The sequence below is a fragment of the Nonomuraea sp. NPDC051298 genome, assembly GCF_055586305.1.
In genome coordinates this window covers 93,483-118,514 of sequence record NZ_JBVJIM010000022.1, presented here as the reverse complement: position 1 = coordinate 118,514, position 25,032 = coordinate 93,483, and the positions used below count along the sequence as shown (strand labels likewise).

At 66.8% G+C, this 25,032-nt stretch carries 19 protein-coding genes and 1 pseudogene; 12 read left to right on the top strand and 8 right to left on the bottom strand.

What is annotated here, in order from left to right; translation table 11 throughout:
• The first annotated feature begins 3 nt into the window (after nt 1-3).
• On the top strand, nt 4-939 hold the full coding sequence (locus tag ACZ6S0_RS41255; protein ID WP_465924770.1) for a 5-dehydro-4-deoxyglucarate dehydratase: 936 nt from the start codon (nt 4-6) through the stop codon (nt 937-939).
• A gap of 368 nt (nt 940-1,307) precedes the next feature.
• On the opposite strand, the gene ACZ6S0_RS41250 is transcribed toward ACZ6S0_RS41255, so the two are convergent.
• Nucleotides 1,308-2,777 carry an aldehyde dehydrogenase (NADP(+)) gene (locus tag ACZ6S0_RS41250; protein ID WP_465924769.1) on the bottom strand — a complete coding sequence of 490 codons (1,470 nt, stop codon included), beginning with the start codon at nt 2,775-2,777 and terminating at the stop codon, nt 1,308-1,310.
• A 103-nt stretch (nt 2,778-2,880) separates the two neighbouring features.
• Between ACZ6S0_RS41250 and ACZ6S0_RS41245 the strand changes: the two genes are divergently transcribed.
• The 3 genes from ACZ6S0_RS41245 to ACZ6S0_RS41235 all read left to right on the top strand — a co-directional run bounded on the left by ACZ6S0_RS41245 (nt 2,881) and on the right by ACZ6S0_RS41235 (nt 6,849).
• A complete protein-coding gene (locus ACZ6S0_RS41245; protein WP_465924768.1) occupies nt 2,881-4,125 on the top strand; it encodes a glucarate dehydratase family protein in 1,245 nt (414 codons plus the stop codon).
• A 398-nt stretch (nt 4,126-4,523) separates the two neighbouring features.
• The gene (locus ACZ6S0_RS41240; RefSeq protein WP_465924767.1) at nt 4,524-5,948 is read left to right on the top strand and encodes a hypothetical protein; all 1,425 of its coding nucleotides are present in this window, start codon (nt 4,524-4,526) and stop codon (nt 5,946-5,948) included.
• Nucleotides 5,949-6,345: 397 nt separating this feature from the next.
• Nucleotides 6,346-6,849, top strand: a complete 504-nt coding sequence (locus ACZ6S0_RS41235; RefSeq protein WP_465924766.1) for a DUF402 domain-containing protein — start codon at nt 6,346-6,348, stop codon at nt 6,847-6,849.
• Nucleotides 6,850-7,229: 380 nt separating this feature from the next.
• Here the strand turns inward: ACZ6S0_RS41235 and ACZ6S0_RS41230 are convergent, their stop codons facing one another.
• Both ACZ6S0_RS41230 and ACZ6S0_RS41225 read right to left on the bottom strand, forming a co-directional pair.
• The gene (locus tag ACZ6S0_RS41230; protein WP_465924765.1) at nt 7,230-7,871 is read right to left on the bottom strand and encodes a response regulator; all 642 of its coding nucleotides are present in this window, start codon (nt 7,869-7,871) and stop codon (nt 7,230-7,232) included.
• Complete coding sequence (locus ACZ6S0_RS41225; protein ID WP_465924764.1) at nt 7,868-9,064, bottom strand: sensor histidine kinase; 1,197 nt, start codon at nt 9,062-9,064, stop codon at nt 7,868-7,870. The genes ACZ6S0_RS41230 and ACZ6S0_RS41225 overlap by 4 nt, the downstream gene beginning before the upstream one ends.
• Nucleotides 9,065-9,177: 113 nt before the next feature.
• On the opposite strand from ACZ6S0_RS41225, the pseudogene ACZ6S0_RS41220 reads away from it, so the two are divergent.
• The 4 genes and pseudogenes from ACZ6S0_RS41220 to ACZ6S0_RS41205 all read left to right on the top strand — a co-directional run.
• A pseudogene (locus tag ACZ6S0_RS41220) lies at nt 9,178-9,870 on the top strand (ABC transporter ATP-binding protein); the annotation flags it as partial.
• A 23-nt stretch (nt 9,871-9,893) separates the two neighbouring features.
• On the top strand, nt 9,894-10,352 hold the full coding sequence (locus ACZ6S0_RS41215) for an ABC transporter permease (RefSeq protein ID WP_465924763.1): 459 nt from the start codon (nt 9,894-9,896) through the stop codon (nt 10,350-10,352).
• The gene (locus ACZ6S0_RS41210; protein ID WP_465924762.1) at nt 10,325-10,657 is read left to right on the top strand and encodes a hypothetical protein; all 333 of its coding nucleotides are present in this window, start codon (nt 10,325-10,327) and stop codon (nt 10,655-10,657) included. The genes ACZ6S0_RS41215 and ACZ6S0_RS41210 overlap by 28 nt, the downstream gene beginning before the upstream one ends.
• A 190-nt stretch (nt 10,658-10,847) precedes the next feature.
• Nucleotides 10,848-11,624, top strand: a complete 777-nt coding sequence (locus ACZ6S0_RS41205; protein WP_465924761.1) for an ABC transporter permease subunit — start codon at nt 10,848-10,850, stop codon at nt 11,622-11,624.
• Nucleotides 11,625-12,055: 431 nt separating this feature from the next.
• Here ACZ6S0_RS41205 and ACZ6S0_RS41200 read toward each other — a convergent pair whose 3' ends face one another.
• The 3 genes from ACZ6S0_RS41200 to ACZ6S0_RS41190 all read right to left on the bottom strand — a co-directional run bounded on the left by ACZ6S0_RS41200 (nt 12,056) and on the right by ACZ6S0_RS41190 (nt 15,609).
• Nucleotides 12,056-13,741, bottom strand: coding sequence for a ribonuclease J (locus ACZ6S0_RS41200; RefSeq protein WP_465924760.1), 1,686 nt, complete (start codon nt 13,739-13,741; stop codon nt 12,056-12,058).
• Nucleotides 13,742-13,795: 54 nt separating this feature from the next.
• Nucleotides 13,796-14,713 carry a 4-hydroxy-tetrahydrodipicolinate synthase gene (gene dapA / locus ACZ6S0_RS41195; protein ID WP_465924759.1) on the bottom strand — a complete coding sequence of 306 codons (918 nt, stop codon included), beginning with the start codon at nt 14,711-14,713 and terminating at the stop codon, nt 13,796-13,798.
• A 440-nt stretch (nt 14,714-15,153) separates the two neighbouring features.
• The gene (locus ACZ6S0_RS41190) at nt 15,154-15,609 is read right to left on the bottom strand and encodes a GNAT family N-acetyltransferase (RefSeq protein ID WP_465924758.1); all 456 of its coding nucleotides are present in this window, start codon (nt 15,607-15,609) and stop codon (nt 15,154-15,156) included.
• 550 nt (nt 15,610-16,159) lie between these two features.
• Here ACZ6S0_RS41190 and ACZ6S0_RS41185 point away from each other — a divergent pair.
• Both ACZ6S0_RS41185 and ACZ6S0_RS41180 read left to right on the top strand, forming a co-directional pair.
• Complete coding sequence (locus ACZ6S0_RS41185; protein ID WP_465924757.1) at nt 16,160-16,876, top strand: GntR family transcriptional regulator; 717 nt, start codon at nt 16,160-16,162, stop codon at nt 16,874-16,876.
• 988 nt (nt 16,877-17,864) lie between these two features.
• On the top strand, nt 17,865-18,521 hold the full coding sequence (locus ACZ6S0_RS41180; RefSeq protein WP_465924756.1) for a JAB domain-containing protein: 657 nt from the start codon (nt 17,865-17,867) through the stop codon (nt 18,519-18,521).
• A gap of 1,447 nt (nt 18,522-19,968) precedes the next feature.
• Here ACZ6S0_RS41180 and ACZ6S0_RS41175 read toward each other — a convergent pair.
• Nucleotides 19,969-20,673 carry an alpha-ketoglutarate-dependent dioxygenase AlkB gene (locus ACZ6S0_RS41175; protein ID WP_465924755.1) on the bottom strand — a complete coding sequence of 235 codons (705 nt, stop codon included), beginning with the start codon at nt 20,671-20,673 and terminating at the stop codon, nt 19,969-19,971.
• A gap of 793 nt (nt 20,674-21,466) precedes the next feature.
• Between ACZ6S0_RS41175 and ACZ6S0_RS41170 the strand changes: the two genes are divergently transcribed.
• Nucleotides 21,467-21,955, top strand: coding sequence for a winged helix-turn-helix domain-containing protein (locus ACZ6S0_RS41170; RefSeq protein ID WP_465924754.1), 489 nt, complete (start codon nt 21,467-21,469; stop codon nt 21,953-21,955).
• A gap of 238 nt (nt 21,956-22,193) precedes the next feature.
• Complete coding sequence (locus ACZ6S0_RS41165; RefSeq protein ID WP_465924753.1) at nt 22,194-22,700, top strand: hypothetical protein; 507 nt, start codon at nt 22,194-22,196, stop codon at nt 22,698-22,700.
• Between the two features lie 918 nt (nt 22,701-23,618).
• Here the strand turns inward: ACZ6S0_RS41165 and ACZ6S0_RS41160 are convergent.
• Nucleotides 23,619-24,641 carry a hypothetical protein gene (locus ACZ6S0_RS41160; RefSeq protein WP_465924752.1) on the bottom strand — a complete coding sequence of 341 codons (1,023 nt, stop codon included), beginning with the start codon at nt 24,639-24,641 and terminating at the stop codon, nt 23,619-23,621.
• Between the last annotated feature and the right edge of the window lie 391 nt (nt 24,642-25,032).

Sequence of the window (25,032 nt, the reverse complement as noted above, 5' to 3'; positions counted from 1 at the left end):
TTGATGCGGCTAGACGGCGTTCTCTTCTTCCCGGTGACCCCCTTCGGCCCCGACGGCGCGCTCGCCGAACCCGTCCTCGCCCGGCACGTCTCCAACGGCGTCGCGGCAGGGGCGGGCGGGGTCTTCAGCGCGTGCGGCACCGGTGAGTTCAACGCCCTGGACCTCGAGGAGTACACCAGGGTGGTGGCCACCTCGGTGGCGGCCACCGCCGGCCGCGTCCCCGTCCTCGCCGGCGCCGGAGGGCCGCTCCCCGCCGCCCGCGCCATCGCCCGCGCCGCCCGCGCCGAGGGCGCCGACGGCCTGCTGCTGATGCCGCCGTACCTCGTCACGGGGCCCGCCTCCGGCCTCGTACGCTACGTGCGCGAGGTGGCCGAGGCCGGCGGGCTGCCCGTCATCATCTACCAGCGCGGCACCGCCCGCTTCACCCCCTCGGCGGTGGCCGAACTGGCCGCCGAGGTGCCGCTGGTGGTCGGGTTCAAGGACGGGCTGGGGGACCTCGACCTGCTCCAGCGCATCATCCTGACCGTGCGCAGGGAGACCGGGAAGGACTTCACGTTCTTCAACGGCCTGCCCACGGCCGAGCTGACCGTGCCCGCGTACCGGGGGCTCGGGGTGAACCTGTACTCGAGCGCCGTCTTCGCCTTCGCACCCGAGATCGCGCTCGCCTTCCACAAGGCCGTGACCGGCGGGGACGAGGTGCTGGCACAGCGGCTGCTGACCGACTTCTACCTGCCGCTGGTGGAGCTGCGGGATCGGGTGCCCGGGTACGCGGTCTCGCTGGTCAAGGCCGGGGTGCGGATGCGGGGACTGGAGGTGGGGGGTGTGCGGGCGCCGCTGGTGGATCCTGGTGGGGAGGATCTGGTGGAGCTGGAACGAATCATCGGGGCGGGCCTGTCCATCACCGGCACCGCCCAGACACTCAACACCCACCGCCGCTAACCACCCACATCCCGACACCCACATCCCCTGAAACCCACCACCCGCGCCCCTCCCCTCGGCCCTTGCCCGTCCCTTCAACCCCTGCCCGTCCCCTTCGACCCTTGCCCGTCCCTTCAGCCCTTGTCCGTCCCCTTCGGCCCTTACCCGCCCCTTCAGCCCTTGTCCGTTCCCTCGGCCCCTGCCCGTCCCCTCACAGCCGCTCCCCAACCGTCTGCCACTCCCAGCGATCCCCCGCAGGCCCTATTCCGCAGATCTTCGCACCCAAGCCCTGCATCACTCCGACGCCGACATTGACCATGGCTGCCCGCTCCCGCCAAGTGATCGGCCCGATATGTCTGGCTCACACACAGGCGAGCCACTCAGATCGTTCAGACCTCCAACCGGCCGTCCACCCTGCGCGGGACGGACAGCGGGTTGGCGTCCTTGAGCTCGTCCGGCAGCAGCTCCTCGGGCCAGTCCTGGTACGCCGTGGGCGCCAGCCACCGCCCGATCGCCGTGGCCCCCACCGACGTGTACGACGTCGTAGCCGCAGGCCAGGGCCCACCGTGATGCATGGCCCAGCAGACGGCGACCCCGGTCGGCCAGCCGTTCCAGATGAGCCGCCCGGCCTTCTTGGCCAGCACCTCGGCGACCTCGGCGGCCTCGTCCGGCTCCGTGCCGTGGACGGTCGCGGTCAGCGAGCCTTCGAGCCGTCCGAGCACCGGCCGCAAGTCCGAAATTTCGCGGTAAGTGACCACGATCGACGTCGGCCCGAAGCACTCCTCACCAATGCCCGGCAGCTTCTCCGCGAACGTGTCGAGATCGGCCGTGAACACCTTCGGCGTGACCGCCCAACTCCCCTCACCCGGCTTGCCCTCGGCCAGCAGTCGCAGCTCACCCAGCCGTTCGACGCCCCCGAGGTACCCGTCGCGGATGCGCTCGGCCAGCATCGGCCCGCCACTCGTGCCTTCGACGGCCTCGACGATGGCGTCGCGCAACTCGTCGTCGTCGGGCACGAACATGAGCCCGGGATTCGTACAGAACTGCCCGACCCCCAGCGTCAGCGACGCGGCGAACCCCGTGGCGACCTCCTTCGCGGACGCCGACGGGAGCACGACCACGGGGTTGACGCTCCCCAGTTCGCCGTAGAACGGGATCGGCACCTCCCGCTCGTCGATCAGCCCCTGGATCGCCTTGCCCCCTGCCACGGAGCCGGTGAACCCGGCCGCGACCACGCCGGGATGCCGCACGAGGTCGACCCCGGCCCGGATGCCCTGGACCAGCCCCAGCAGGTCGGGGTACGGCAGCGCCTCCCGTACGAGCTTGGCCACCCGCTCGGACGTGTTCGGGTGCCCGGGGTGCGCCTTCACGACCACGGGACACCCGGCCGCCAGCGCGGAGGCCGTGTCGCCGCCGGCCACCGAGAACGCGAAGGGGAAGTTGCTCGCCGCGAACACGGCCACGACACCCTGCAGCGCGTGCTTCATCCGCCGCACGTCGGGCCGGGGCGGCGCCGTCGAAGGGTCAGCGTGATCGATGATGGCTTCCAGGTGGCCGCCGTCCCTGATCACCTCGGCGAAGAGCCTGAACTGCCCCGCCGTACGCGCCACCTCGCCGCGCAGGCGTACCTCGCCGAGCGCGGTCTCCTGGTCAGCGAGTCGCCACAGGTCGTCCACCTGCGCGGCGAGCGCGTCGGCGACGGACTCCAGCGCGGCGGCCCGCTCGGCGGCCGGAGTCGCCCGCCAGGCCGCTCCGGCCGCGGCCGCAGCGGAGACGATCAAGTCGACCCCGGCGCTGTCGGTCTCGGGCAGGGCGGCGCCCACGGTCTCGCCGGTCCTGGGGTCGTGTCCGTAGATCATCGAATGGCCCTTCGGAGTCTTGACACTTCTTCAGGCTGATTCTTACAGTTGCGGCGACGTGTCCACAAACCTGGCCAGTGTTCACATATATGGACGGCATGCGATGATCATCAGACAGATCCGCATCACCCCCGTCGCCTTCCTGGACCCGCCTCTCCTGAACGCCGCCGGAGTCCACCAGCCGTGGGCCCTCCGTACCATCGTCGAGATCGTCACCGACGAAGGTCTGACCGGACTGGGCGAGACCTACGGCGATCTCGGACACCTCGGCAAGGTACGCGAATGCGCGCAGGCCCTGACCGGCCTCGACGTCCACGCCCTGAACACCATGTACGCCCGGGTCACCGCGATCGTCGGCGAGGACGTTCGGCGCGCGCCGACCGCCTCCCAAGAGCGAAGCATCGACCGCGTCTTCTCCGCCTTCGAGGTGGCATGCCTGGACATTCGCGGCAAGGCGGCCGGTGTCCCGGTTTCCAACCTCCTGGGCGGCCGGGTGAGGGACGCGGTGCCGTACAGCGCGTACCTCTTCTACAAGTGGGCCGGCCACCCCGGCGCGGCACCGGACCGGTTCGGCGCCGCCCTGGACGAAGCGGGCATCGTCGAGCAGGCCAGACTCCTGATCAGGGAATACGGCTTCGAGTCCATCAAGCTCAAGGGCGGCGTCTTCCCCCCGGACGAGGAGATCGCCGCGATCCGCGCCCTGCACGAGGCGTTCCCCGGCGTCCCGCTCCGCCTCGACCCGAACGCCACCTGGTCGGTCGAGACCTCGATCCGCGTCGCCCGGGAACTCGACGGCACCCTCCAATACCTGGAGGACCCGACGGCAGGCATCACGGGCATGGCGGAGGTCGCCGCCGCCGTACCCATGCCCCTGGCCACCAACATGTGCGTGGTCACCCCCGAACACTTCCCGCCCGCCACGGCATCCCGCGCGATCGACGTACTCCTCCTGGACCACCACTATTGGGGCGGCCTCACACGCTCCTCGCACATCGCCACCATGTGCCACGCCTTCGGCCTGGGCATGTCCATGCACTCCAACTCCCACCTCGGGATCAGCCTCGCCGCCATGACCCACCTCGCCGCCACCACCCCGAACCTCACGTACGCGTGCGACACGCACACCCCCTGGCAGAACGGCCAAGACGTGCTCGCCCCCGGCACCCTCCGCTTCACCAACGGCTCCGTCCCGGTGCCCACAGGACCCGGCCTCGGCGTGGAACTGGACAGAGACGCGCTGGCGGTCATGAACGAGCAGTACGAGAAGTGCGGAATCGTGGCGCGAGACGACACGTCGTACATGCGCCGCATCAACCCCTCCTTCTCCCCAACCAGACCCCGCTGGTAACCCACCCCCCAACCAGAAGCCCACCCACCCTTATCCCCCAAACCATCCACACCGACAGAACCCATCACCACCCAGCCACCTCAACCCACAGCACCAATCCCACCAGGCCACCCCAGCCCCACAACAACCATCCCCACCAGGCCACCCCAACCCCACAACACCATTCCCACCAGGCCACCTACACCCACAGAACCCACCCGCCCACGCAAAAGGCAGACCCGCGCCCACCCGCCCACTCCACTACATAACGAACAGAAATCCATTTCCCACCCCAACACCCCCACCACAACCCCCAATCCCCACAATCCCCACAATCCGCCTCTCCGCCGCCACCAGCACCCACACTCACGGAACCAGTTCCCATCAGGCCATCCACTCCGGCACAAGGAGACCCGCTAATGAACGTCGCCTACCTCTACCCCTGGGACGTGGTCGGTGACCCATCGGCCCCCGGTCGCCTGGCGGACCTGGGCGTCCAAGCGGTGGCCCTGGCAGCCAGTTACCACTCGACAAGGGCGGCCACGCCGTACCACCCCGCCCACCGCGTACTGGACGTGCCATATCCGGCCTTCTACCTCCCGATCCGTCCATCGTCCTGGTCCCGGCTCGTCCCTGCCGCTCCCACCTGGACGCCCGCCGACGCCTACCTCCAGGCCAGGGACGCGCTCAAGGCCGTCGGCCTCCAGGTCCACGCCTGGACCGTCCTCACCCACAACTCCCACCTGGGCACGTCCAACCCCGACCTCGTCGTACGCAACGCCTTCGGCGACCCGTACCCGTACGCACTGTGCCCGGCCAATGAGGACGTCATCGAGTACTGCGAGAACCTCGTCAAGGAGATCCTGGAACTGGCCGAGCCGGACGGCCTGATCCTGGAAGCCTGCGGCCCGATGGGCTTCGGCCACCAAAGCGTCCACGAGAAAACCTCCGGCACAGACTGGACCGCAATGGACACCGACCTCCTCTCCCTGTGCTTCTGCACAAAATGCGCCCCCCACTACCCAGAAACAACAAGAGCCAAAATCCGCGCCACCATAGACAAAAACCCCCACACCCACACCCACACCCACACCCACACCCACACCCACACCCACACCCACACCCACACCGACTCAGCCAACATCAGATCCAGCAGCAGCCCAACGGCCACCACCTACCCCCACAACACCCCAACCCACGCCCCTCCTCACAACACCCCCACCCACATCCACCCCTCCAGCCCAACCACGCAAACCACCAAGACCGCCACCGCCACCGACACCGCCACCGACACCGACACCGACACCGACACCGACACCGACACCGACACCGACACCGACGAGACATCGAGCACCAGCGTCACCACCCCGCAACCCCCACCTACCACCATCGAAGCCGCCCTCGGCCCCCTGGCCGACGAAATCCGCAACATCCGAGTCGCGCTGTCCACCACCCTCCGCCAACGCCTGATCACTACCGCCAGAGAAACCGCCCCAGAGGTCCCCATCACCCTCCACGCCAACCCGAACCCCTGGGCCACCGGCGCCTTCGCCCCTCTCCCCGCAGGCGAACCGGGAGCAGACGTCTTGGTCGCCAACTGCTGGGGCGACCCCACCACAGACGCCACCCGCCTCGCCCACCTGAAGAAACTCGCCACACCGACCCAGCGAGTAGGCGCCTACGTCCTAGCCCTCCCACCCCGCCCAGCAGACCCCGAGGTCCTGGCCGACCACCTCCGGACATACGCCAAAGCCGGAGCCTCAGAGTTCCACCTCTACCACGCAGGCCTGGCCTCCCCCCGCCGCCTGGCGACCCTCGCACAAGCCCTGGCCCTCCTCCCGTAGGCAGCACCCACCACAAGTCGTACGCGCGCGCCACAGGGATCAAGGCACAGTGACCGAGGCACAGTGCTCGGGACCCGCCCGCGCCTCCCCCGCAGGCACCCCGCCCCCACTCACGCGGAGCGACCTGGATTCCCCCGGCCGAACAGCCCAGTCCGAACCCGCGCCACACACCGCGCCACACCCCGCACGCACCATATGCACCCCGCACGCACCATACGCACCGCACCGCGCCACACCGCACCGCACCACACCGCACCGCACACCGCGAGGCCCGCCCGAATCAGAAGGCGCTGCGCTGCTCAGGTCAGGAGACGCACCCTCACGTCGCGCCACGCTCTCATGCCGTACCGCATGCCCGGCACGGATAAAGCTCATCCGCCACGGATAGATTCACCCCATGACCGATGTGCGAGTTGTCTTCCGAAAGTACGGCGGCGCACTGCACTGGAACCACCCGGGCCGCCGACTCGGCGAGGATGAACACGGTGTGTGGGTCGAAGTCCCAGGCGGAACCGTGGCCCGCAAGGGTGAAGGCCCGCCTGTCACGTGGGAGACGACAGCCATCATGCTTTTCCCCCGAAACGCCTGGTGGACAGCGTCGTTCAACACCCCACCCCACAAAAGCGAGGTCTACGTCGACGTCACCACCATTCCAGAGTGGAAGAACGGCGAGGTCACCATGCTCGATCTCGACCTGGACGTTATCCGAATGCGGGACGGACGTCTAATCCTCGACGACGAAGACGAGTTCGCGGAACACCAGATCCTCTTGAACTACCCATCCGAGCTAATCACACAAGCAGAAGAATCCGCACGCTGGCTTCTCAATGCAGTGGGCAAAAGAACAAGACCCTTTGACGGCGCACATTTGGACTGGCTCTCAAAATCAATCCAACCCTAACACACCCCAACCGTCACCGCTCACAAGAAAACCCATCAACGACACCCGCCCCCATCAACAACCATGCCATACCCAATAAAAGACAACGCCTGACTCAAATCCAAGCTCAACCAATTCACTCAAACCCAGACACTCGAACGCACGACTCCCCGACCCTAACCCCATGACTCTCAACCAGCCAAGGCATCCGAGCCCGCCGCCCCATTAACCATAACTCATCACTCACAAAACAAGCCCAACTAGCCACACCCCAAAGGGTGAACCAAGCACCCCACTCGCCAATTGAAGCTACACCGCGACCCTATTAGGCAACCAAAGCATCAAAGAAACAGCCCTACCTCATCCCGTCACTCACCGAAAATCAAAATCGTCTACCTCCATCACTTGGCCGCAGAGACCAACCCACTCTCATATGCCGCGATAACGAGCTGCGCCCGATCCCGAGCCTCCAGTTTGGCCAGCAACCGTGTGATATGCGTCTTCACCGTCGCCAGGCTCACCTGCAGATGCGCGGCGATCTCACCGTTAGACAGCCCTCGCGCGATCAACACCAGAACCTCCCGTTCCCGCTCCGTGACACCTTCCAGCCCTTTGACCCGAGGCAGCACCGGAGTACGCGCGAACTCCTCGATCAGCCTCCGCGTCACCGTCGGGGCCAACAGCGCCTCCCCACCGGCGACCACACGAATCGCGGCCAGCAGGTCCGCAGGCGGCGTATCCTTCAGCAAAAATCCACTGGCCCCGGCCCGAAGCGCATCATAAACGTGAGCATCGAGATCGAACATCGTCACGACCAGCACCCGAGCGATCTCGCGGATACGACGAGTAGCCTCAATGCCATCCATGTCCGGCATTCTCACGTCCATAAGCACGACATCCGGCCGCCGCTCCGATACGACCTTAACAGCCTCGACCCCGGTAGCCGCCTCGCCCACCACCTCCAAATCGGGCTCGGAGTCCACCAGCACCCTGAAGCTGCCCCGGATCAACGCCTGATCGTCGGCGACGACCACCCGGATCACGAAACCTCCTCATACGGAAATTTCGCAAACACTCGAAATCCTCGACCAGGCAGGATCCCAGCCTCGTAAACACCTCCGTACATCATCACCCTCTCCCGCATCCCAATAAGGCCGTGCCCGGAACCGCCGGAAGGCAATGTACGTCTCCCCGGTCCGTCATCGGTCACCTCGATCCGCACGACCTTTCCGTCCGCGACCACGGAAACCCGGCAGGTGGTCGGCGCGGCGTGTTTCACCACGTTGGTGAGAGCCTCCTGAACAATTCGATAAACCGACAACGCCACGCCCTCAGGCAGGCGTCCCCATGCGTCCGTCTTCCGTTCCCGCGCCCCGCCATCGGCCAGCTCGAAGCGGAGCTCGAACTCCACCTCGATCCCGGCCAGCCGGGCCTGATCCACCAGCGCCTGCAAGCCTGCCAGCCCGGGCGCGGGCACACGGTCGGGCATCTCGGTCGATCTCAGCACGCCCAGCAGATGGCGCATCTCGACCAGCGCGCTCCGGCTGGCAGTCTCGATCACGCGCAGGGCGTCGTGCGCCTCTTCCGGCTTGGTGGACATGACATGATTGGCCACCCCGGCTTTGACCGCGATCAGCCCGACGCTGTGCGTGACCACGTCATGCAGCTCACGGGCGATCCGTAACCGTTCCTCCGTCACCGCCTGCGCCGCCAGCCGCTCGGCGTCACGTGCCGCATACGACCTGCGCTCGTGCACGGCCCGGCCGATCGTCCACGCCCCGCCCAGCGCCGCGATGCCCAGCAGCGGCTGGTCGAGGTGCACCAGCCAGTCGGGCGCCTCTCCGCGTGTTGTGCCCGCCATCGTCAGGGCGAGGAAAGTGATCAGGCTCACCACCGCAATGGCCGACGTCGGGATCGCGGCGCCGCGCCGGTCAGACAAGGCGACGATGTAGAGGGCGTACGCGGGCGCGAGATAGGCGAGCCCCACGACACCGGCCAGCACGGCGTAGACGGCCAGCGCCAGCGTGAGGCAGAAGACCGACAGAGGCCACACCCTGCGCAGCGCCAGCGGCAACCCCAGGCCAAGCGGCAGCGCCATCCGCATCCACGGCGGCAGAACGGTGGCGTGCACCGTCATGGTGAACATCAGGAACGCGAAGCACAGCCCCGCCATCAGGTCGAGCACGACCAACTGCTGACGGCTCATGCGCCTGACGAAGAAGGGGTGCGTGTCCACGCGTTGAACCGTAGCCGTTGAAGTGGCGTGCCCACGTCAACCCAGGGTCTGACCTTGAAGTTCGAACCCTGGTCCGACGCGCCGGCGGCCCGGCCTCCCGCATCCTTTACCGCGTGATCGAACTCCTCCACCTCACCAAGCGCTACGGCGACACCCTCGCTGTGGACGACCTGTCCTTCAAGGTCGAGCCGGGCCACGTGACCGGTTTCCTCGGCCCCAACGGCGCCGGCAAGTCCACGACCATGCGCCTGATCCTCGGCCTCGACGCGCCGACCTCCGGCCGCGCCCTGGTCAACGGGCGCCGATACGCCTCGCTCACCAAGCCGATGCGCGAGGTCGGCGCGCTCCTCGACGCGGGCGCCGTCCACGGCGGCCGCAGCGCTTACCACCATCTGCTCTGCCTGGCCCTCACCAACGACATCGGTCCCGCTCGCGTCGCGGAGGTGCTGGAGATGGTCGGTCTGTCGGGGGTGGCGCGCAAACGGGTGGGCGGATTCTCCCTGGGCATGAAACAGCGTCTCGGCATCGCGTCCGCGCTGCTCGGCGATCCCAGTGTGCTGATGTTCGACGAACCGGTCAACGGCCTCGATCCCGACGGCGTGCGCTGGATCCGGGGCCTGATGCGTTCGCTGGCCGCCGAGGGCAGGACCGTCCTGCTCTCCAGCCACCTCATGAGCGAGATGGCCCTCACCGCCGAGCGCATCGTGATCGTCGGCCGGGGCAAGCTCGTCGCCGAGGCCACCGTCGCCGAGCTGACGGCCCGCTATCCGTCGCTGGAAGAGGCATACCTGGCCCTGACCGCAGAAAGCGTCCAATACGGAGCCGCCCGATGAAGCCGCTCCTCTTCTCCGAATGGCTGAAGCTCCGCTCGGTCCGCTCGACGTACCACGCGATCGGCACCGCAGCCCTGATGGTGCTCCTCGGTGTCGTGTGGACGTTCTACGTGAGCACCCTCGCCGATCAGCGCGGCACTCTGCGGGCGGCCGCGCCCGAGGAGAGTTTCCTACCCCTGCTCCAGCTAAGCCTGGCCGTGCTCGGCGTGCTGGCGATCACTTCCGAATACACCACCGGCATGATCCGCACTAGTCTCGTCACGGTCCCGAAGCGCGGTGCCTTACTCCTGGCCAAGGCTGAGATCGTCGGCCTGCTCACACTCGTGACGGCCGCCTCTATCCTGCTGCTCACCTACGCGACGAGCCGCCTGATCGCGAACGACCACCGACTCGGTTCAACGAGACCGCGCTCGCCGACGACCTACCCATGCTCCTCGCCTCGGCCTTGTCGGTGACCGCCCTGGCACTGGTGGGGCTCGGCCTCGGTGCCGCCATCCGATCGACGGCGGGTGCTGTCGTCTCGGTCGTCGCCCTGCTGTTCGTGCTGCCCGGCGTCGCCAATTACCTGCCCCCACCGTGGAACACCCGCGTTGCCTCGCTCTTTCTGCCCAACCTCGTCCCGCAGATAGCCGATCAGCGCCTCTCGTCCCGTCTGGGCGACGGTTTCCTGCCGCCGTGGGCCGCGCTGGCCGTGCTCCTCGCCTACCCGCTCGTCACCCTCGTGATCGGCTTCAACGCGCTCAAACGGAGAGACGCATGACCTTCCCGACCTCAGCCCTCGCACCGACCTTCCCCCCGACCTTTCCGACCTCAGCCCTCGCACCGGCCTTCACACCGGCCTTCACGTCAGCCCTCACAGCGTCGAGGCACCCACCGGATCCGGACGTCCCTGTCCGATCCACGCTCGCCGCTTGTGCTGTCACCAGCACTTCCGCCTCTCGGATGCCCTCATGAGCATCCTCGCCTCCGAATGGCTCAAACTCCGCTCGGTGCGGTCGACATACGTGATCCTTGGTCTCAGCCTCTGCACCGTTCTCCTGGGCCTCGGGCTCGCCGCAATGGCCGCCGACATGTACGACTCCGCTCCCGCGGAGCAACAACTGCGCGCCCGGATCGCGGCCCTGGAGGAGGTCCTCGTGATCGTCCCGCAGTTGTGCTTGGGTGTCCTGGGCACGCTGGCCATCACATCCGAATACGTGACGGGCCTGATCAGGACGACTCTGGCCGTCGTCCCCCAACGCTGGCCCATCCTGGCCGCCAAATCCGTGATCATCGGTACGCTGGGCCTGCTCGTCGGCGCGGCAGCGGTCTTCGGCACCTATTTCGCGACCAGGAGCATGCTCGGTGACCGCTTCTCCGGGGCGTACGCCACGGCCTTCGGCGACCGGCTACCGCTCCTGATCGCACTCACCCTCACGGTGCCGGTGTTCGCGCTACTCGGCCTCGCCCTCGGCGCCCTCCTGCGATCAACCGTCGGTGCGATGGCGATCATCGTGGGCCTGGTCTACGTCATTCCCATGATCATCGGCCATCTCCCCGAGCCGTGGAGCGAGTTCTTGGGCTCACTGATGATCGGTGCGCTCCCCCGGGAGGTCATCGGTGACAGCAACGCCAACTCGGTGTACGGCTCCCTCCTGCCTCCCCCGGCGGCTGCCGTGGCCTTGGTCCTTTACGCGGTCGCCCCGCTCGTGATCGCCGCCTGGCTGATTCGCCGAAGGGACGCCTGACATGACGCGAGCCCCAAAGCCCTCGCCCGCAGAAAACTCCATGCGCGCCGACGCCGAGGCGCCTCCCCCGACCTACGCGCCCACGCCAACCCACGTTGTCCGCGCCAGCCCGCACGTCCACCCCAGCCCGCACGTCCACCTCAACCCACACGTTGACCCCAGCCCACGGGTCCACGCCAGCCCACACGTTCACGCGCCTACGCCAGAGCAACGCCTCCACCACGCGGAACAGCCAGGTCAACCCGTCACCCCACACGCGAAGAAACCGCGCAGTCGCCCACGGCCGCACCATGAACGCGCCAGCCGTCCACGAGCCCACCACGAACGCGCAGGCTCGGCATCCGCCGCCGACCTGGCCGGAAACCGGCCAGGTTCAGGCCCTTCGCCGGGTACGGCAGGCGAGGACACCTGCCGTACCGTCCTCGTGGTGCTCAGACCTCGAGCACCACGGGAATGATCATGGGCCGACGACGATAGGTGTCGCTCACCCAGCGGCCCACCGTACGACGTACGACCCGGCGGATCTCCTGCATGTCGACCACGCCGTCCGCGGCCTTCTCCGCCAGGGCGCGTTCGATCTGCGGGATGAACCCCTCGAACTGGAGCGGGTCGATGCCCGAACCGCGAGCGTGGATCTCGGGGCCGGCGGTGAGCTTGCCCGTGTTCGAGTCGACCACGACCACCACGGAGATGAAGCCCTCGTCGCCGAGGATCCTGCGGTCCTTCAGGGAGGTGTCGGTGATCTCACCCACCGACGAGCCATCGACGTAGACATACCCCGCGTGCACCGCGCCCACGATCCTCGCGCGGCCGTCGACCAGGTCCACGACGACGCCGTCCTCGGCGATCACGATGTGGTCGTCGGGCACGCCGGTGAGGGCGGCCAGCTTGGCATGCGCACGCAGGTGGCGCCACTCACCGTGCACGGGCATGAAGTTCGACGGGCGTGTCAGGTTGAGGACGTACAGCAGCTCGCCCGCGGCCGCGTGGCCGGAGACGTGCACCTTGGCGTTGCCCTTGTGCACGACGCGGGCTCCCCACCTGGTCAGGCCGTTGATGACCTTGTTGACCGCGGTCTCGTTGCCCGGCACGAGCGACGAGGCCAGCAACACGGTGTCGCCTTCGGCGATGCGGATGGGGTGATCGCGGTTGGCCATCCTCGACAGCGCCGCCATCGGCTCGCCCTGGGAGCCGGTGCAGATGAGCACGACGTCCTCGGGCGGCCATTCCTCGATGTCGCGCGAGTCGACGATCAGCTCCGGCGGCACCTTGAGATACCCGAGGTCGCGGGCCACTCCCATGTTGCGCACCATCGACCGTCCGACGAGCGCGACCTTGCGGCCATGCTTGGCGGCGGCATCCATGACCTGCTGGATGCGGTGTACGTGCGAGGCGAAGCTCGCCACGATGACCCGCTGCTCGGAGGTGCGGATCACCTCGTCGATGACCGGTGCGATCTCCCTCTCGCTGGTGACGAACCCCGGCACCTCGGCGTTGGTGGAGTCGGACATCAGCAGATCGACGCCCTCGGTGCCGAGCCTGGCGAACCCGCCGAGGTCGGTGAGGCGGCCGTCGCTCGGCAACTGGTCCATGCGGAAGTCGCCGGTGTGCAGCACGATGCCGGCAGGGGTCCTGATGGCGACGGCCAGCGCGTCGGGGATGGAGTGGTTGACCGCGAGAAACTCGCAGTCGAACGGCCCCAGCACCTGCCTCTCGCCCTCGACGACCTCGAGCTTGATCGGCTGGATCCGATGCTCGGTCAGCTTGGCCTCGATCAGGGCAAGCGTGAGCTTGGAGCCGACGAGCGGGATGTCGCGCCGCTCACGCAGCAGGTACGGCACCGCCCCGATGTGGTCCTCGTGGGCGTGCGTCAGCACCACGGCCTCGATGTCGTCGAGCCGGTCTCTGATGTATTCGAAGTCGGGCAGGATGAGGTCGACACCCGGCTGGTCCGGCTCAGGGAAGAGCACCCCGCAGTCGACGACCAGCAAACGACCGTCATATTCGAAGACGGCCATGTTCCTGCCGATTTCCCCCAATCCGCCGAGCGCGACGATGCGCAGGCCGCCTTCGGGCAGCGTGGGCGGAGGGCCAAGCTCAGGATGCGGATGACTCATGCCTGGCCCCTATGGTCAGATCTTGTTCTCAAAACTCCCGGTTCCTCCCCATTCCTATGCGTCTGTCAACTTCACCCCGCCGGCTACCAGGCAAGCACGCAGCTCGGCGATTTGCTTCTCCGTGGCGTCCACGAGCGGCAGCCGTACCGAGCCGACCGGCACTCCCACCATGCTCAGCGCCGCCTTCGCCATGATCGCGCCACCGGCGCGCAGCATGATCCCGTCCACCACCGGCGCGACCTGACCGTGAACGGCCAGCGCCTCCTTCACGTCACCGCTCTTGTGCAGGTGGATCATGCGCGCCAGCTCGGCGCCCACCACATGCCCCACGACGCTCACGAACCCGGCCGCGCCCAGCGAGAGCCAGGCCAGATTGAGCAGGTCGTCACCGGAGTAAAACGCGAGATCCGTCGCGGTCATCACCTGACTTGCGGCGAACAGATCACCCTTGGCATCCTTCACGGCCACGATGCGTTCGTGCTGCGCCAGCCGGAGCAGGGTCTCGGTCTTGATCGGTACGCCGCTGCGTCCGGGAATGTCGTAGAGCATCACGGGGAGATCCGTCGCATCGGCGACAGCGGTGAAATGCTGATACAGCCCCTCCTGCGGAGGCTTGTTGTAGTACGGCGTCACCACCAGCAGGCCGTGTGCACCGGCACGCGCTGCCTGCTTCGCAAGTTCGACGCTGTGGCGGGTGTCGTTGGTTCCCGCTCCAGCGACCACGACCGCGCGGTCACCAACCGCGTCGAGGACGGCGCTGACGATGCGCTGCTTCTCCTCATCGGACGTGGTAGGCGACTCCCCGGTCGTCCCATTGACGATCAGCCCGTCGTTGTGCTGTTCATCCACCAGATAGATGGCAAGACGTCGCACGGCCGCGTAATCGACCTCACCGTCGGGGGTGAACGGCGTGACCATCGCGGTCAGCATGCGGCCGAAGGGCGCGTCGGTGGTTCCAATTGGCGATGCCATAGTGCGAACGCTACCTGGATTCAGAAATCCATTGGACGCCGCCACCCCGCTTTGCCTGCCTGGGGCCGCTTTTTGCCCCCTTTCGCCAGCCTCTGGACACCCCATCGTCCCGCAGCGAACGAGTCGGCCGAGCCCTTCGACGAGACCAACGATCCGCGTCGGCCGCTCCCGCCCCCGATCATCGACGCCGAAGCAAGCCACACCACTCCAGCAAGATCAGGCCCCAGTTGCCGCGACAACATCCACCTGACGGCTACGTGCAGATCGAGCCTGACCGCAACAGCGAGATCACCTGGTCGCATCCCGGAACACGAAAGCAGGAGCGAGCCCCGCCCGAGAGGCACGTCCCGCCACTTGCCCGGTCGCCCGCCCGGCCCGCACCCGCTCGCTGCCGCGATCTTGAGCCGTCCTTCGCCCTCGCCCTGGCCCGCGCGATCGCTCTACGGCTCCCGCTTAGGCACGTCGATCTGGTAACGGATGAAGCCGCGGTTCTCGGCCACCTTGTCATACAGGCGGCGTGCGGTGCTGTTCGACTCGTGCGTGTTCCAGTACACGCGCATGCAGCCTCGTTCCCGAGCCCAGTCCGTGACGGCCCCGATCAGGGCACGGCCCACACCCTTGCCCCGGACGTCCTGAGCCGTGAACAGATCCTGCAAGTAGCAGAGGTCGGTGCTGGGAGCCGAAGTGCTTCCGTGGGTGAGGAAATGCGTGATTCCGACGAGCCGACCGTCCAGCCTCGCCCCGAGGGCGTGCAGTCGGGTGTCGGCCAGGAATTCACGCCAGGCGTGCTCGTACATCTCGTCCGGTTCGACTCGCTCATAGAAGTCGATGTACGCACGGAACAAGCCCTCCCATGCGTCCCGCTCAGACGGAAGAAGCCTGCCGATGTCGATCATGAAGTTTCCCCAAGGCGGTGTGGTGCTGCCACGTCACGGACAGTTACGGCACTCTGCGTGATACAGCGTCAGGCCCGGTAGATCACCTGAATGGACCCGGTGTCACACCGTAGAGAGAAGTGACCGTTCAGGGCACGACCACTCAGAGGCAATACCCGGAGACCACCTGCACGGGGCGCACTCGACGCACGCGCCAGCCCGGGTCACGGAGGGACGGGATCTCCGCGGGCCTCGGATTCACCCGGTGTCGACAGTCGAGGAGTCCTCGCCCCAACGGTACGCGCCCCGTCCGACCAGGGCTTTAGTAATGAGGGCAAGCCAAGGAGCGAGGAGGCGGACATGGAAGAGGCCGCCGATATGTGCTCGGGGGTACACACATCGACGACCTCTACCGGAGAATCGGTATGCCTTACATCGGCGTTACAGGGTTTCTCCGATAATTTTCCGCCATCGCAAAGTTGGGGCTCCAGCGGTCATCGATGACGGTCGGTTACCTGTCGAATACGGCAACATGGGGCAACGCCTCACACGAACCCCCAGGGATGGACTAGTGGCCACCTCAGATCCGGTCTACCTGCGTGTCGTCGAAGACATCCGGCGACAGATCACCGACGGCAGCCTCCCACCCGGCGCGCCCATTCCCTCGCGGGCGCAGCTGACCCGTAAGTATCAGGTCGGCGAGACCGCCGCCCGTCACGCTCTTCGCGTCCTCGCAGGCGAGGGCCTCATCATCGGCCGCGTGGGCTCGGGCCATTACGTCAGGGAACGCCCCGACCTCACCCCACTTCACCGATGGCGCTTTCTCGATCACCCCGCCCCGTTCGCCGCCGACCTGCAATCTCAAGGTAGACGCGTGACCTGGGACTGGCACAGCGAACCCGTCGAAGCCGGCCCCGATATCGCCAGGCGGCTACGCCTGCCCGAGACCGCCACACTCACCAAAACGCATTACCTCTTCCGTGGAGACGGACGTCCACTGCAACTCGCCACGTCCTACGAACTGCGCGAGTTCACCCCGCACCCGGAAGAGGAGCGACGCAGTCTGGTCACGAGACTGTACGCACACGGGATAAAGATCACCGAGATCGTCGAAAGCGTACACACCCGGATCCCCCGTCCCGTGGAGAGCGATGCGCTGGATCTGGCGGCGGGTGTGCACGTCCTGCACGTGGAGCGGACTCATTGGGCGGGAGATCGCCCGGTGGAGACCAGCGACATCGTTATCCCAGGAGATCGCTTCCGGGTCACCTACAGCATGCCGGTTTAGGCCGGGGAGCTCCGGACGCACGCCCTCCTCGGTCGCTCGCCCGGAGCTCCCTCGACTCGACCCCCGTGACAGGACGCGGATCCCGGACAAACGCGCCGAGACTGCGGGCACGGCTCGGAGCAGATCGTTACCGTACGTACTCCCGGATGACAGCGCACACTGTCGGGACCAGGGCAGGCGTCAGGCCCGAGCCGTGTGGAGCCATTGAGGCAGGTACGCGCCAGTCGCATGCGCCACGGCCGTCGCCGTTTCGCGACCCCCCACGCCTGTGACCAGGACTAACTCACACACCACTTCCGCGAACCATTTCCGGGGACGCAGCCGACGCAAGGCTCACTCCCCTGGGCGCCACCCGCCGCGTGTAGGGCGTGAGCGAGCCACGCGTGCCGTTCCGGTCAGCCGCGGGCGAGTCGCGCCCCGCCTTGGGGGCGACTGCGCGACGCGTCCCGTTCAGCGCACCATGTGATCCCGTTTCCGCGCCTCCTCCCGTGTTCGCCATCGGCGGGCCGGGGCCCCGCCCGGCCGGCAGGTTGGTCCATCGTCCCGGCGTCGGCCGGGCATGTGCGATTGTGCGCGTCTGGCGCTCGAATTACCGGTATTGGCCCTGGCCGTCGTGGGCGACTACCGGCATTTGTCCTGGTCTCCATGGGCAATTACAGGCATTTGCCCCGGTTGCCATGGGTGTCAGGATGCCGGTGGCGAACCACGTTTTCGTTGTTCGCAGTGCCGTTTCCTCCACGTCGGTCACGCCCGGGCCACTTCTTGGCACCGTACCCGGGGGTGCCCAGGGGGCAGTCGCAGTTCTGCCGAACCTTTCGCCGCCCGGCGAGGGACGCCTGTCTGCCGGCCGCGCTGCGAGGCCATCGGGATTCTGCCCAATCTCGGCGCGGTCCGTGCCGTGAACGCGTGACGATCACGCGGGTCTGCCGAGAACGTGCAGCTCAGAGATTGTCGGTGCGGGTTGATACAACGGTTGCGGAGGTTGCCGATGCGAGTCAAAGACCTGTCCGAGCGTGACCGGCCGCGCGAACGGCTCATGTCCATCGGTGCTGCCGCACTGGCAGACCGGGAGCTGTTGGCGGTGCTGCTCGGCTCGGGGTTCCGTGGGGCGAGCGCTCTCGACCTGGCCACCCAGGTGATCGAGCACTGCGGAGATCTCGATGCGCTCAGTCGTTCCGACCCGCATCGGTTACTCGCGCTGCGCGGGATCGGCCCTGCCAAGGCCGCGCGGGTGACCGCGGCCTTCCAACTCGTACGCCGGGCGGACGCGTGGCCGGAGCGTGAGCGGATCACGAGCACGTCCGACCTGGCCCACGCGTGCGCGCCGCTCCTGCGTGACCGGAGGCAGGAACGCCTGGTCATGGTGGTGTGCGATACCGGCGGACGGATTCTGAAGCGAGCGGTGCTGACCGAAGGCGGCAGCGATCACACTCCGATGCCTGTACGCGAGCTGATCACGGAGGTGCTCACCTCGGGTGGGGCGATGTTCGGGCTTGCCCACAATCACCCGGGAGGCTCGCTCGAACCCAGCCCGGAAGACCTGGAGGCCACGGCCCGGCTCGTCGAGGCCGCGCGGACGGTCGGGCTCCGGTTGCTCGACCATCTGATCATCTCGGACGGCGCCTGGAGGCGGATTCCCACCTAAACCAATTCCACGGCGGACTATGAACCCATCCAACCGCAAACGGCATCATCCCATGTATAGCGCCGAACGGCAGTTTTCCAACGGATGACCATGAGAATCTAATGACGCGGGTAGGCCGTTACGGACGTCAGCCGGCCAATACTCGTCATGGGCTGTGGTTCCGTGTCCCCTTGAATAGCATGGGACCAGGTCCATGGGCTCGCGTTCGTCCCGGGTGAAGTCCGTCCCGCACATTGTCGGGGTGGGCAGGCGCGTCACCCGGGACAACGCGCGGGATAGCAGGTGCGTCAGCATTGGACACCTGAGCACGTAATCGTCAGCGGTGTTCGGTCTGCAAAGGCGATGGCTCTGCGTGCACAGGAGCCTGTTGCGCACTGTTGTCACCGGATGGGTGGCGGCACTCCCATCCGGTGACAATCCGGCCGCTCGGGCCAACGACAATCCGACTGCTTGCACCGGTGCCAATCCAGCGGCTCCTGCTGGGACGGTCTGGATGCTTGGGTGGGCGTCGGTCCGGAAGTTCTGGCCGAGGACAGGCCGACGGCTCGGACTGGGAAGGGGACGGGCCGACAGCTCTGGCCGAGGGACCGGCCGACCGGCTCTGACCAGGGACGAGGTGGTGGCTCGGGCCGCGCGTTCGGCCTCCCGCTACTCGTCCGGGTGAGGGTTCCGGTCGGCGGGCACGACAGCCCTTTAGCGACCAAGACTCCTGACCAGTGCTGTGGATGGCACGATCTGTCCCCAGGATTCGCGATCGGTCCAGGGGAGGAAAGCGTTCGCTCGCCGGCGGCAACAGGACACCCGAGTCTGCTGGCATGGCGCCCCGATAGCTCCCCGACCAGGTGAGTTTCGACCAGGGATGTGCGTGGGCCGTCAGGGGCGCTGGTGCCCGATCGCGGGCAGGAGTCGCAGGCCGGGGGCGCCATCAGGGAATCCGGCGTTGGGTGGACAACCAGGTCTCCTGACTATGATCGTCAATGAAAGTCGGAGTTACTGGTCATGAACCTCTTCCCTGGACAAGGGTCGAGGCGTCAGACTGTTGACCGCGGCCATCGCGCTCGACACCCTTGCGAACTGCGTCTTCGTAGGGGTCGCGATGGCCGTCACCATCTTCTCGCCTGAGCGACTCCTTGCCTCTGGGGCTACCTGCGCCACGTTGAGGGTGGCGAGGTCCTGCCGGTCAAGAGTCGGCGGGCAATCCTTGAGCATTGCGGCGCAAGCGGCACGCTGGTGGAGCCTACCTACCGAGGGCGGGTGGGGCCCGAGGTTGCGCGGGATGGTTCTGCTCGTGAGAGATGACCGCGGTTGCTCACCGGGGCGTGACCGCGACCCTGTTTCGGCGAAGTCGTTGTTCGTGAGTTTCGACCGCACCGTGTGGCTTACGGTGAGGCGCTGGAGGCGCTTCGTGATGAAGGAGCGTCCCAATGCCCCCTTCGAAGGTCGAGCGTTACGCCGCGAACCGCTGGGACGCCCGCGCGGGGATGTCAGGGCGTGCGATCGAGAAGAAGCACCGGGTTGGCCGGCGGACGTCCTCCGCTGTGACCTGGACCGCTTCTCTTTCCTCCTCGGGCGATGATAAGCGCGTTGCCCTCGATACAACCGACTTTTGAACGACCGTCCGCAACGTCACGGACACCCGCCGGCCGCGAGGCACCCGTCCGTCTGGGCCAAGGTCGCTCTTGCGCGCCGGGATGGCATGCCGCCAGGTGAATCGCGCTGGGCCGGTCATCACGCAGAGACTGCCGGGTTCGAGACGTACCGGTACGCGCGTCTTGTTCTCCGGGTGGGTGAACTCCATAACGCACGCCGACAGCAGGCTGACCGAGGCTACGACCGGTCCAAAGCCGGGCACGTGGTCGACGTGGGCGCTGATGCCCTGACCCGGCAGGTACTCGTTCACGATCACCTGGTCAGGCGGCCGGTCGAAGTGGCCGCCCTCGTACAGCCGCAGGGCCAGCGTCGCCGCCCAGCCTGGTAGTGGCGGGGCCGGAGCGTCGCCCACGCCACGACTGCCATAGTCGTAGCGATGCCCGTAGTGCTGGACACGCCGCCGCAACTGCGACGACCAAGGCGCGGTGTCGATGTCTGCCGTTAGTCGCCGCTGGCCGTCCTCGTCCAGCCAGTGGTGAACGAGCAGAAGACCCGGAACCATGATCGAAAATATATTCGATCACGGTTCATCCAGTCCAGGACTCGTACTTGCCTCTACAGCCCAAGCAATACGCCGACACCCGGGCCCGCAGACCCCAACCGCCAAAGTGCAGTCAGTTCCAACGAACAGAAACCAGCAGGACTACCCCTCTTGCCCGGATTCCGCGGACTTACCCCCTCACGCTCGTGCCGCCCATGCTCGACCTCTTGGCTCGTGGAGCTTGTGCTCAGCCGATGTCGTGCGGGTCCCGAGGCGTCACGACTTCCCGCACGGCGCCACCGCGGTCTGGCCGGTACTGCAGCCTGGCCAGGCCGAATACGACAAGGTCGCCTGTGCGTGGGGACGACGTGAAGGGCGAGGCCGTGCTCCGGCTGGATGGCCTGCCCCACGTGTGCCCCGCTAGGTCGAAGCGAGGAAGGGATGGCAGGGGCGGACGGATGTGGGAGGTGATCGGGCGTTATCGCACTGACCCTGGGTTCTTCTGGATCTTGCTTGCGTCCGTGGCGAGCACCGCATGGCCGGTCGACCAGGAGGGCCGTCTCAGCCGACTGCCGAACGTAGCGAGTACGGAGAGATCCCACCAACGGGGTTATTCCTGACGAGAATTCAGTAATGCGGAAATATGCAGGCACAAAGGTAATTGCAGGGCGTTACATAGCGCACCCCTATGAACTCTTATGACCGTTTTTGATGCCGCATCGAGGTGGATATGCGGCGCACTCTGAAATATAGCTCATTAGTCAAGGTTCTTAATTGGCCTTCCCTTTGCCGGGTCATTGGATACCCTTGGAGTGTGCTGAATCGCGAGGGTGACACCTTTCTATATCTTCAGATCAGCGAAGTCATCAGGACGCGCATCATCGCCGAACTCTCCCCCGGGGATCTCGTGATCAGCGAGGCGGGAATCCAGCGGGAGTTCAACGTCGCGCGTACGACCGCGCGCAGGGCGATTCAAGTGCTGCGGAGCCAGGGGCTGGTTCATACGCGGCAGGGTGAGGGGACGTTCGTCAGCGTTCCCGGCCAGGCAGAGGTGACGGGGCGGCAGGTGCCGTTCTATCGACATATCGCCCGGGAAATCCGGGAGCGGATCCAGGGCGGCGAGCTGGCGGCAGGACAACAGATTCCGACCGAGGCCGAGTTGGTACGGAAGTATCGCGCGGCGCGTGAGACGGTCCGGCGGGCCGTCGCGTTGCTGCGGGATGAGGGGTGGGTGTACAGCGTTCCGCATCGGGGGAGCTTCGTGTCCCGGGCGGAGAAGTGGCCGGTCGGTGGAGGAGGTTAGCGCCCGACCGTTCACCACCAACCGCCGACGGCCGCCGGTGAGCGGCCGACACTGCATACCGAGCTCCGACCGAGTTCTACCAGACAGGCGGCGAGCACCGGGTTCGAGCGCTTCGGCTGCGGTGTTATGGCCGCTCACCTCGTTGTCGTCAGGTCCGCTCGCGTTCGGGACCTCTTCATGATGTGCCCATCCTGCGGCTCCGTGAGACGCCGCACGGAAAGTTGACCCAGTTGACCGTTTGACCACCTCCTCGGCGCTCATCGTCCTGGGCTGTCGTAGAGGCAGCCAGAACGAGGCTGTCGAGGAGGGAAACGTGATAGTGATCGAGCCGGCTGTTGCGGGCAGGTCGGCGTACCAGGTCGTCGTCGCTCTCAGGGACGGGTTCTACGGGGCGAGTTCGGGATCGGGATTCAGCAACAGGGATTTCCTCATCGCGCTCACCCGGATGCTTCCCCAAGGGCGACTGACCGTGATGCCCATCCGTGGGCACTCCGGCCCGGTCGACCCCTGCTGGACTGCCCAGCTTCTGAGAAGTCTGCGCCAGGTGAAAGCCCAGATCGTCCTGATCAACCACGGCAGCGAATATCCCGCTCACGGTCGTGACCTGATCGTCGAGAAGGCCGCCCACGTCGCGTCCGGTGCGGACCGATGCTTGCTCATCGGCCTGGGCAGGTCTCTTGTGGGGCTCGCCGACCACGCCGTCGACAACGTGACAGGTGGACGGCGATCGGTCAGCGATTACTGAACGCCGAGCGGCTTTGTCGTGGTCTCGTCTCTCCTCGTCCCGGGCGAGGCCGCATCACCTGCCGAACCATGTGGTTGCGGCCATCCCCGGGAACGACATGTCCGAGGGAAGCGGCGGCTACCGCGCCGCATCACGGATCCTCACTTTTCGTGCGTGTGGTGCTTCTGTGCGGGCGGTACAGGCAGAAGGCTGCGGGTCGGCAGAGCTGAGGGCTGGGTTGCACTCTGGAGGGCGCGGCACGGCGACGCAACGGTGCGCAGGTGTCTCACCTGCTCGGTCCTGGCGCAGCGGGTCCTCTTTCGACTGCGGTCCGGGCCGTGTGCATCAGGCGCAGGGACGGTTGTCGCAGTCGGCGGCCTCAAGGAGGGGCGCTGGGCACGCATGCCCCCGGGCCCGGTGTTGCGGTGCTCGTGCTTCGCCGGTTCGGGACTGGTTTGCCGGGTTCCTACTGGTAGTTCACCGGTTCGGGACTGACCTGCCGGGTTACTGCTGGTGGTTCGCCGGTTTGGGGCTGACCTGCAGCGTTCCTGCTGGTGGTTCGTCGGATTGTACTCGTCAGCCCGGGGAGGTTGTGGTCGGCGGCCGTGCGTGCAGGGGTGCTGAAGCGCGTATGCCTCGCGGGCCCATGGTGGTGTCGTATCTGTCCGCTGGTTCGGGTGCGGCGGCCTTTGCTGGCATGTGTCGGTGGTGCGTTGGTTTGCGCGTCAACCCGGGGACCGGTCGCAGTCAGGCGGCGATTCTGGGTGCCGGGGCATGCATGTCTTGTGGGTCAGGGCTGGTAGCCGTCGCGGGGTGAGCCGGGTGGGCGTGGCCAGGTCGAGGGTGTGAAGTCCGTCTTCGTGCGGCCGCAGGGGGCGCATCAGATGAAGACGGCGGCGCGGGCGTCGGCCTTTCGGAGACGCCGTGCGTGGGTTCCGCCTAGAAGACGGGGATGATGTCCTCCGGATTGATGAAGTCGACCGGTACGCCTTCCAGGTTGAGTTCGGGAATGGCGGGGAAGGCGATCCCCCAGCGTTCCACGATCGCGCGGATTCGGGCCATCGCCACCCGCCAGTTCTCCGCCTGCTCCTCGTACGAAAGCACGCCCAGCCCGGCCTGCCGGGCGTGGTCCATGAGAACGCGGTGATTGGGCAGGAAGTACGGCGGCAGTTCCCAGAAACCCTCGGGCGGCTCCCAGAGAATCATGCTGAGAAAGACGAATCCCGCCCGGAGTTGACGTGTGATGAGCGTACGGGTCGCGTCGGTGAGACCCGGCCATTCGTTTTCCAGGATGGTCATGCAGATCTGCAGATGCCGGGACTCGTCGCGGCCGATCCGGTGGAACATCTCGCTGAAGACCGGGTGCTGGGTGCCGGAGGCCATGCCTCTGAAGAGTGTGGAGGCGGCCATCTCCCCCATCATGAAACTCGTGAACAGGACGGGCAGCGAATACCTGCCGACGGCCGAGTTGTAGCCGTTCCAGTAGCGGCCGCCGTTGTGGTAGAGCCAGCCGATGTTGTTGTGGGCGGCCGATTCGAGGTCGTCGGACGGGGTCCAGTCGAGCGGGCCGCCCGGCCAGAGCCTGGCGATGGTGCGCTGGCAGCACTCCTCGTGGTTCATCTCGTCACGGGTGATCGAGAAGAAGCACTTCCTGACCGGGTCCTCCTCGTGCTTCTCGAAGGCCTGGATGGTCGCGCGGGCGAACACGGCCGGTCCGGAGGCGTCGAAGTTCGCCAGCACCGCGAACCAGTACATGATGCCCAGGCGCTGCTCCCGCGTGAAATCGTCGGGGTCGAGGCCGTCCCAGGGCAGGTCGGCCGGGTTCCAGACCACGCGCTTGGACTTCTCGTAGATCGCGGCGAGCTTCTCGGTCTCGACGTGCCATTCCATGGGATAGATGTTGGGCTGCGGGATCTCCGGCGCGGGCCAGAAACCGCCCTCTGGGATCGTGAGGTCTGCCATGGCTGTGACACCTCCTCTCCTATCCTGCGGGGAAGCGTCACGGCTTTCAAGTGCGCCCCCTCCGCGCCGCCTCATGTGCCCTGGACATGGGCTGGGCAAACGGCTGAGCAAACGGCTGGGCAAACGGTTGGGTGCCTCTGCTGGGCCCTCTGCTGGGCGCCTCTGGTTACGGTGCGGGCCGGCCGACCTGCACAGGCGGGCCGCCGCAAAGGCCCTCGAACAGGGACGGCGGTTCTCGAAAGCACGTGCGCGCCCAATGGGTAAGCCGCGCCGGACGTGCGTGAGGGGCGTGGGGCCGGGTGGGCGTGCCGGGTGGGTGTGTCTGAGGGGCCGGGGATGTCGGAGAGGGCTGCAGGTGCTGTGGGGACGGGCGTGAGCTGTACGCGTGCGC

Coding starts and splice junctions, on each gene's coding strand:
- ACZ6S0_RS41200 (WP_465924760.1), bottom strand. CDS start 13,741: ATGAGTCATCCGCATCCTGAGCTTGGCCCTCCGCCCACGCTGCCCGAA.
- ACZ6S0_RS41240 (WP_465924767.1), top strand. CDS start 4,524: ATGAACGTCGCCTACCTCTACCCCTGGGACGTGGTCGGTGACCCATCG.
- ACZ6S0_RS41180 (WP_465924756.1), top strand. CDS start 17,865: ATGCGAGTCAAAGACCTGTCCGAGCGTGACCGGCCGCGCGAACGGCTC.
- ACZ6S0_RS41255 (WP_465924770.1), top strand. CDS start 4: ATGCGGCTAGACGGCGTTCTCTTCTTCCCGGTGACCCCCTTCGGCCCC.
- ACZ6S0_RS41215 (WP_465924763.1), top strand. CDS start 9,894: ATGAAGCCGCTCCTCTTCTCCGAATGGCTGAAGCTCCGCTCGGTCCGC.
- ACZ6S0_RS41205 (WP_465924761.1), top strand. CDS start 10,848: ATGAGCATCCTCGCCTCCGAATGGCTCAAACTCCGCTCGGTGCGGTCG.
- ACZ6S0_RS41175 (WP_465924755.1), bottom strand. CDS start 20,673: ATGGTTCCGGGTCTTCTGCTCGTTCACCACTGGCTGGACGAGGACGGC.
- ACZ6S0_RS41250 (WP_465924769.1), bottom strand. CDS start 2,777: ATGATCTACGGACACGACCCCAGGACCGGCGAGACCGTGGGCGCCGCC.
- ACZ6S0_RS41190 (WP_465924758.1), bottom strand. CDS start 15,609: ATGATCGACATCGGCAGGCTTCTTCCGTCTGAGCGGGACGCATGGGAG.
- ACZ6S0_RS41210 (WP_465924762.1), top strand. CDS start 10,325: ATGCTCCTCGCCTCGGCCTTGTCGGTGACCGCCCTGGCACTGGTGGGG.
- ACZ6S0_RS41235 (WP_465924766.1), top strand. CDS start 6,346: ATGACCGATGTGCGAGTTGTCTTCCGAAAGTACGGCGGCGCACTGCAC.
- dapA (WP_465924759.1), bottom strand. CDS start 14,713: ATGGCATCGCCAATTGGAACCACCGACGCGCCCTTCGGCCGCATGCTG.
- ACZ6S0_RS41160 (WP_465924752.1), bottom strand. CDS start 24,641: ATGGCAGACCTCACGATCCCAGAGGGCGGTTTCTGGCCCGCGCCGGAG.
- ACZ6S0_RS41245 (WP_465924768.1), top strand. CDS start 2,881: ATGATCATCAGACAGATCCGCATCACCCCCGTCGCCTTCCTGGACCCG.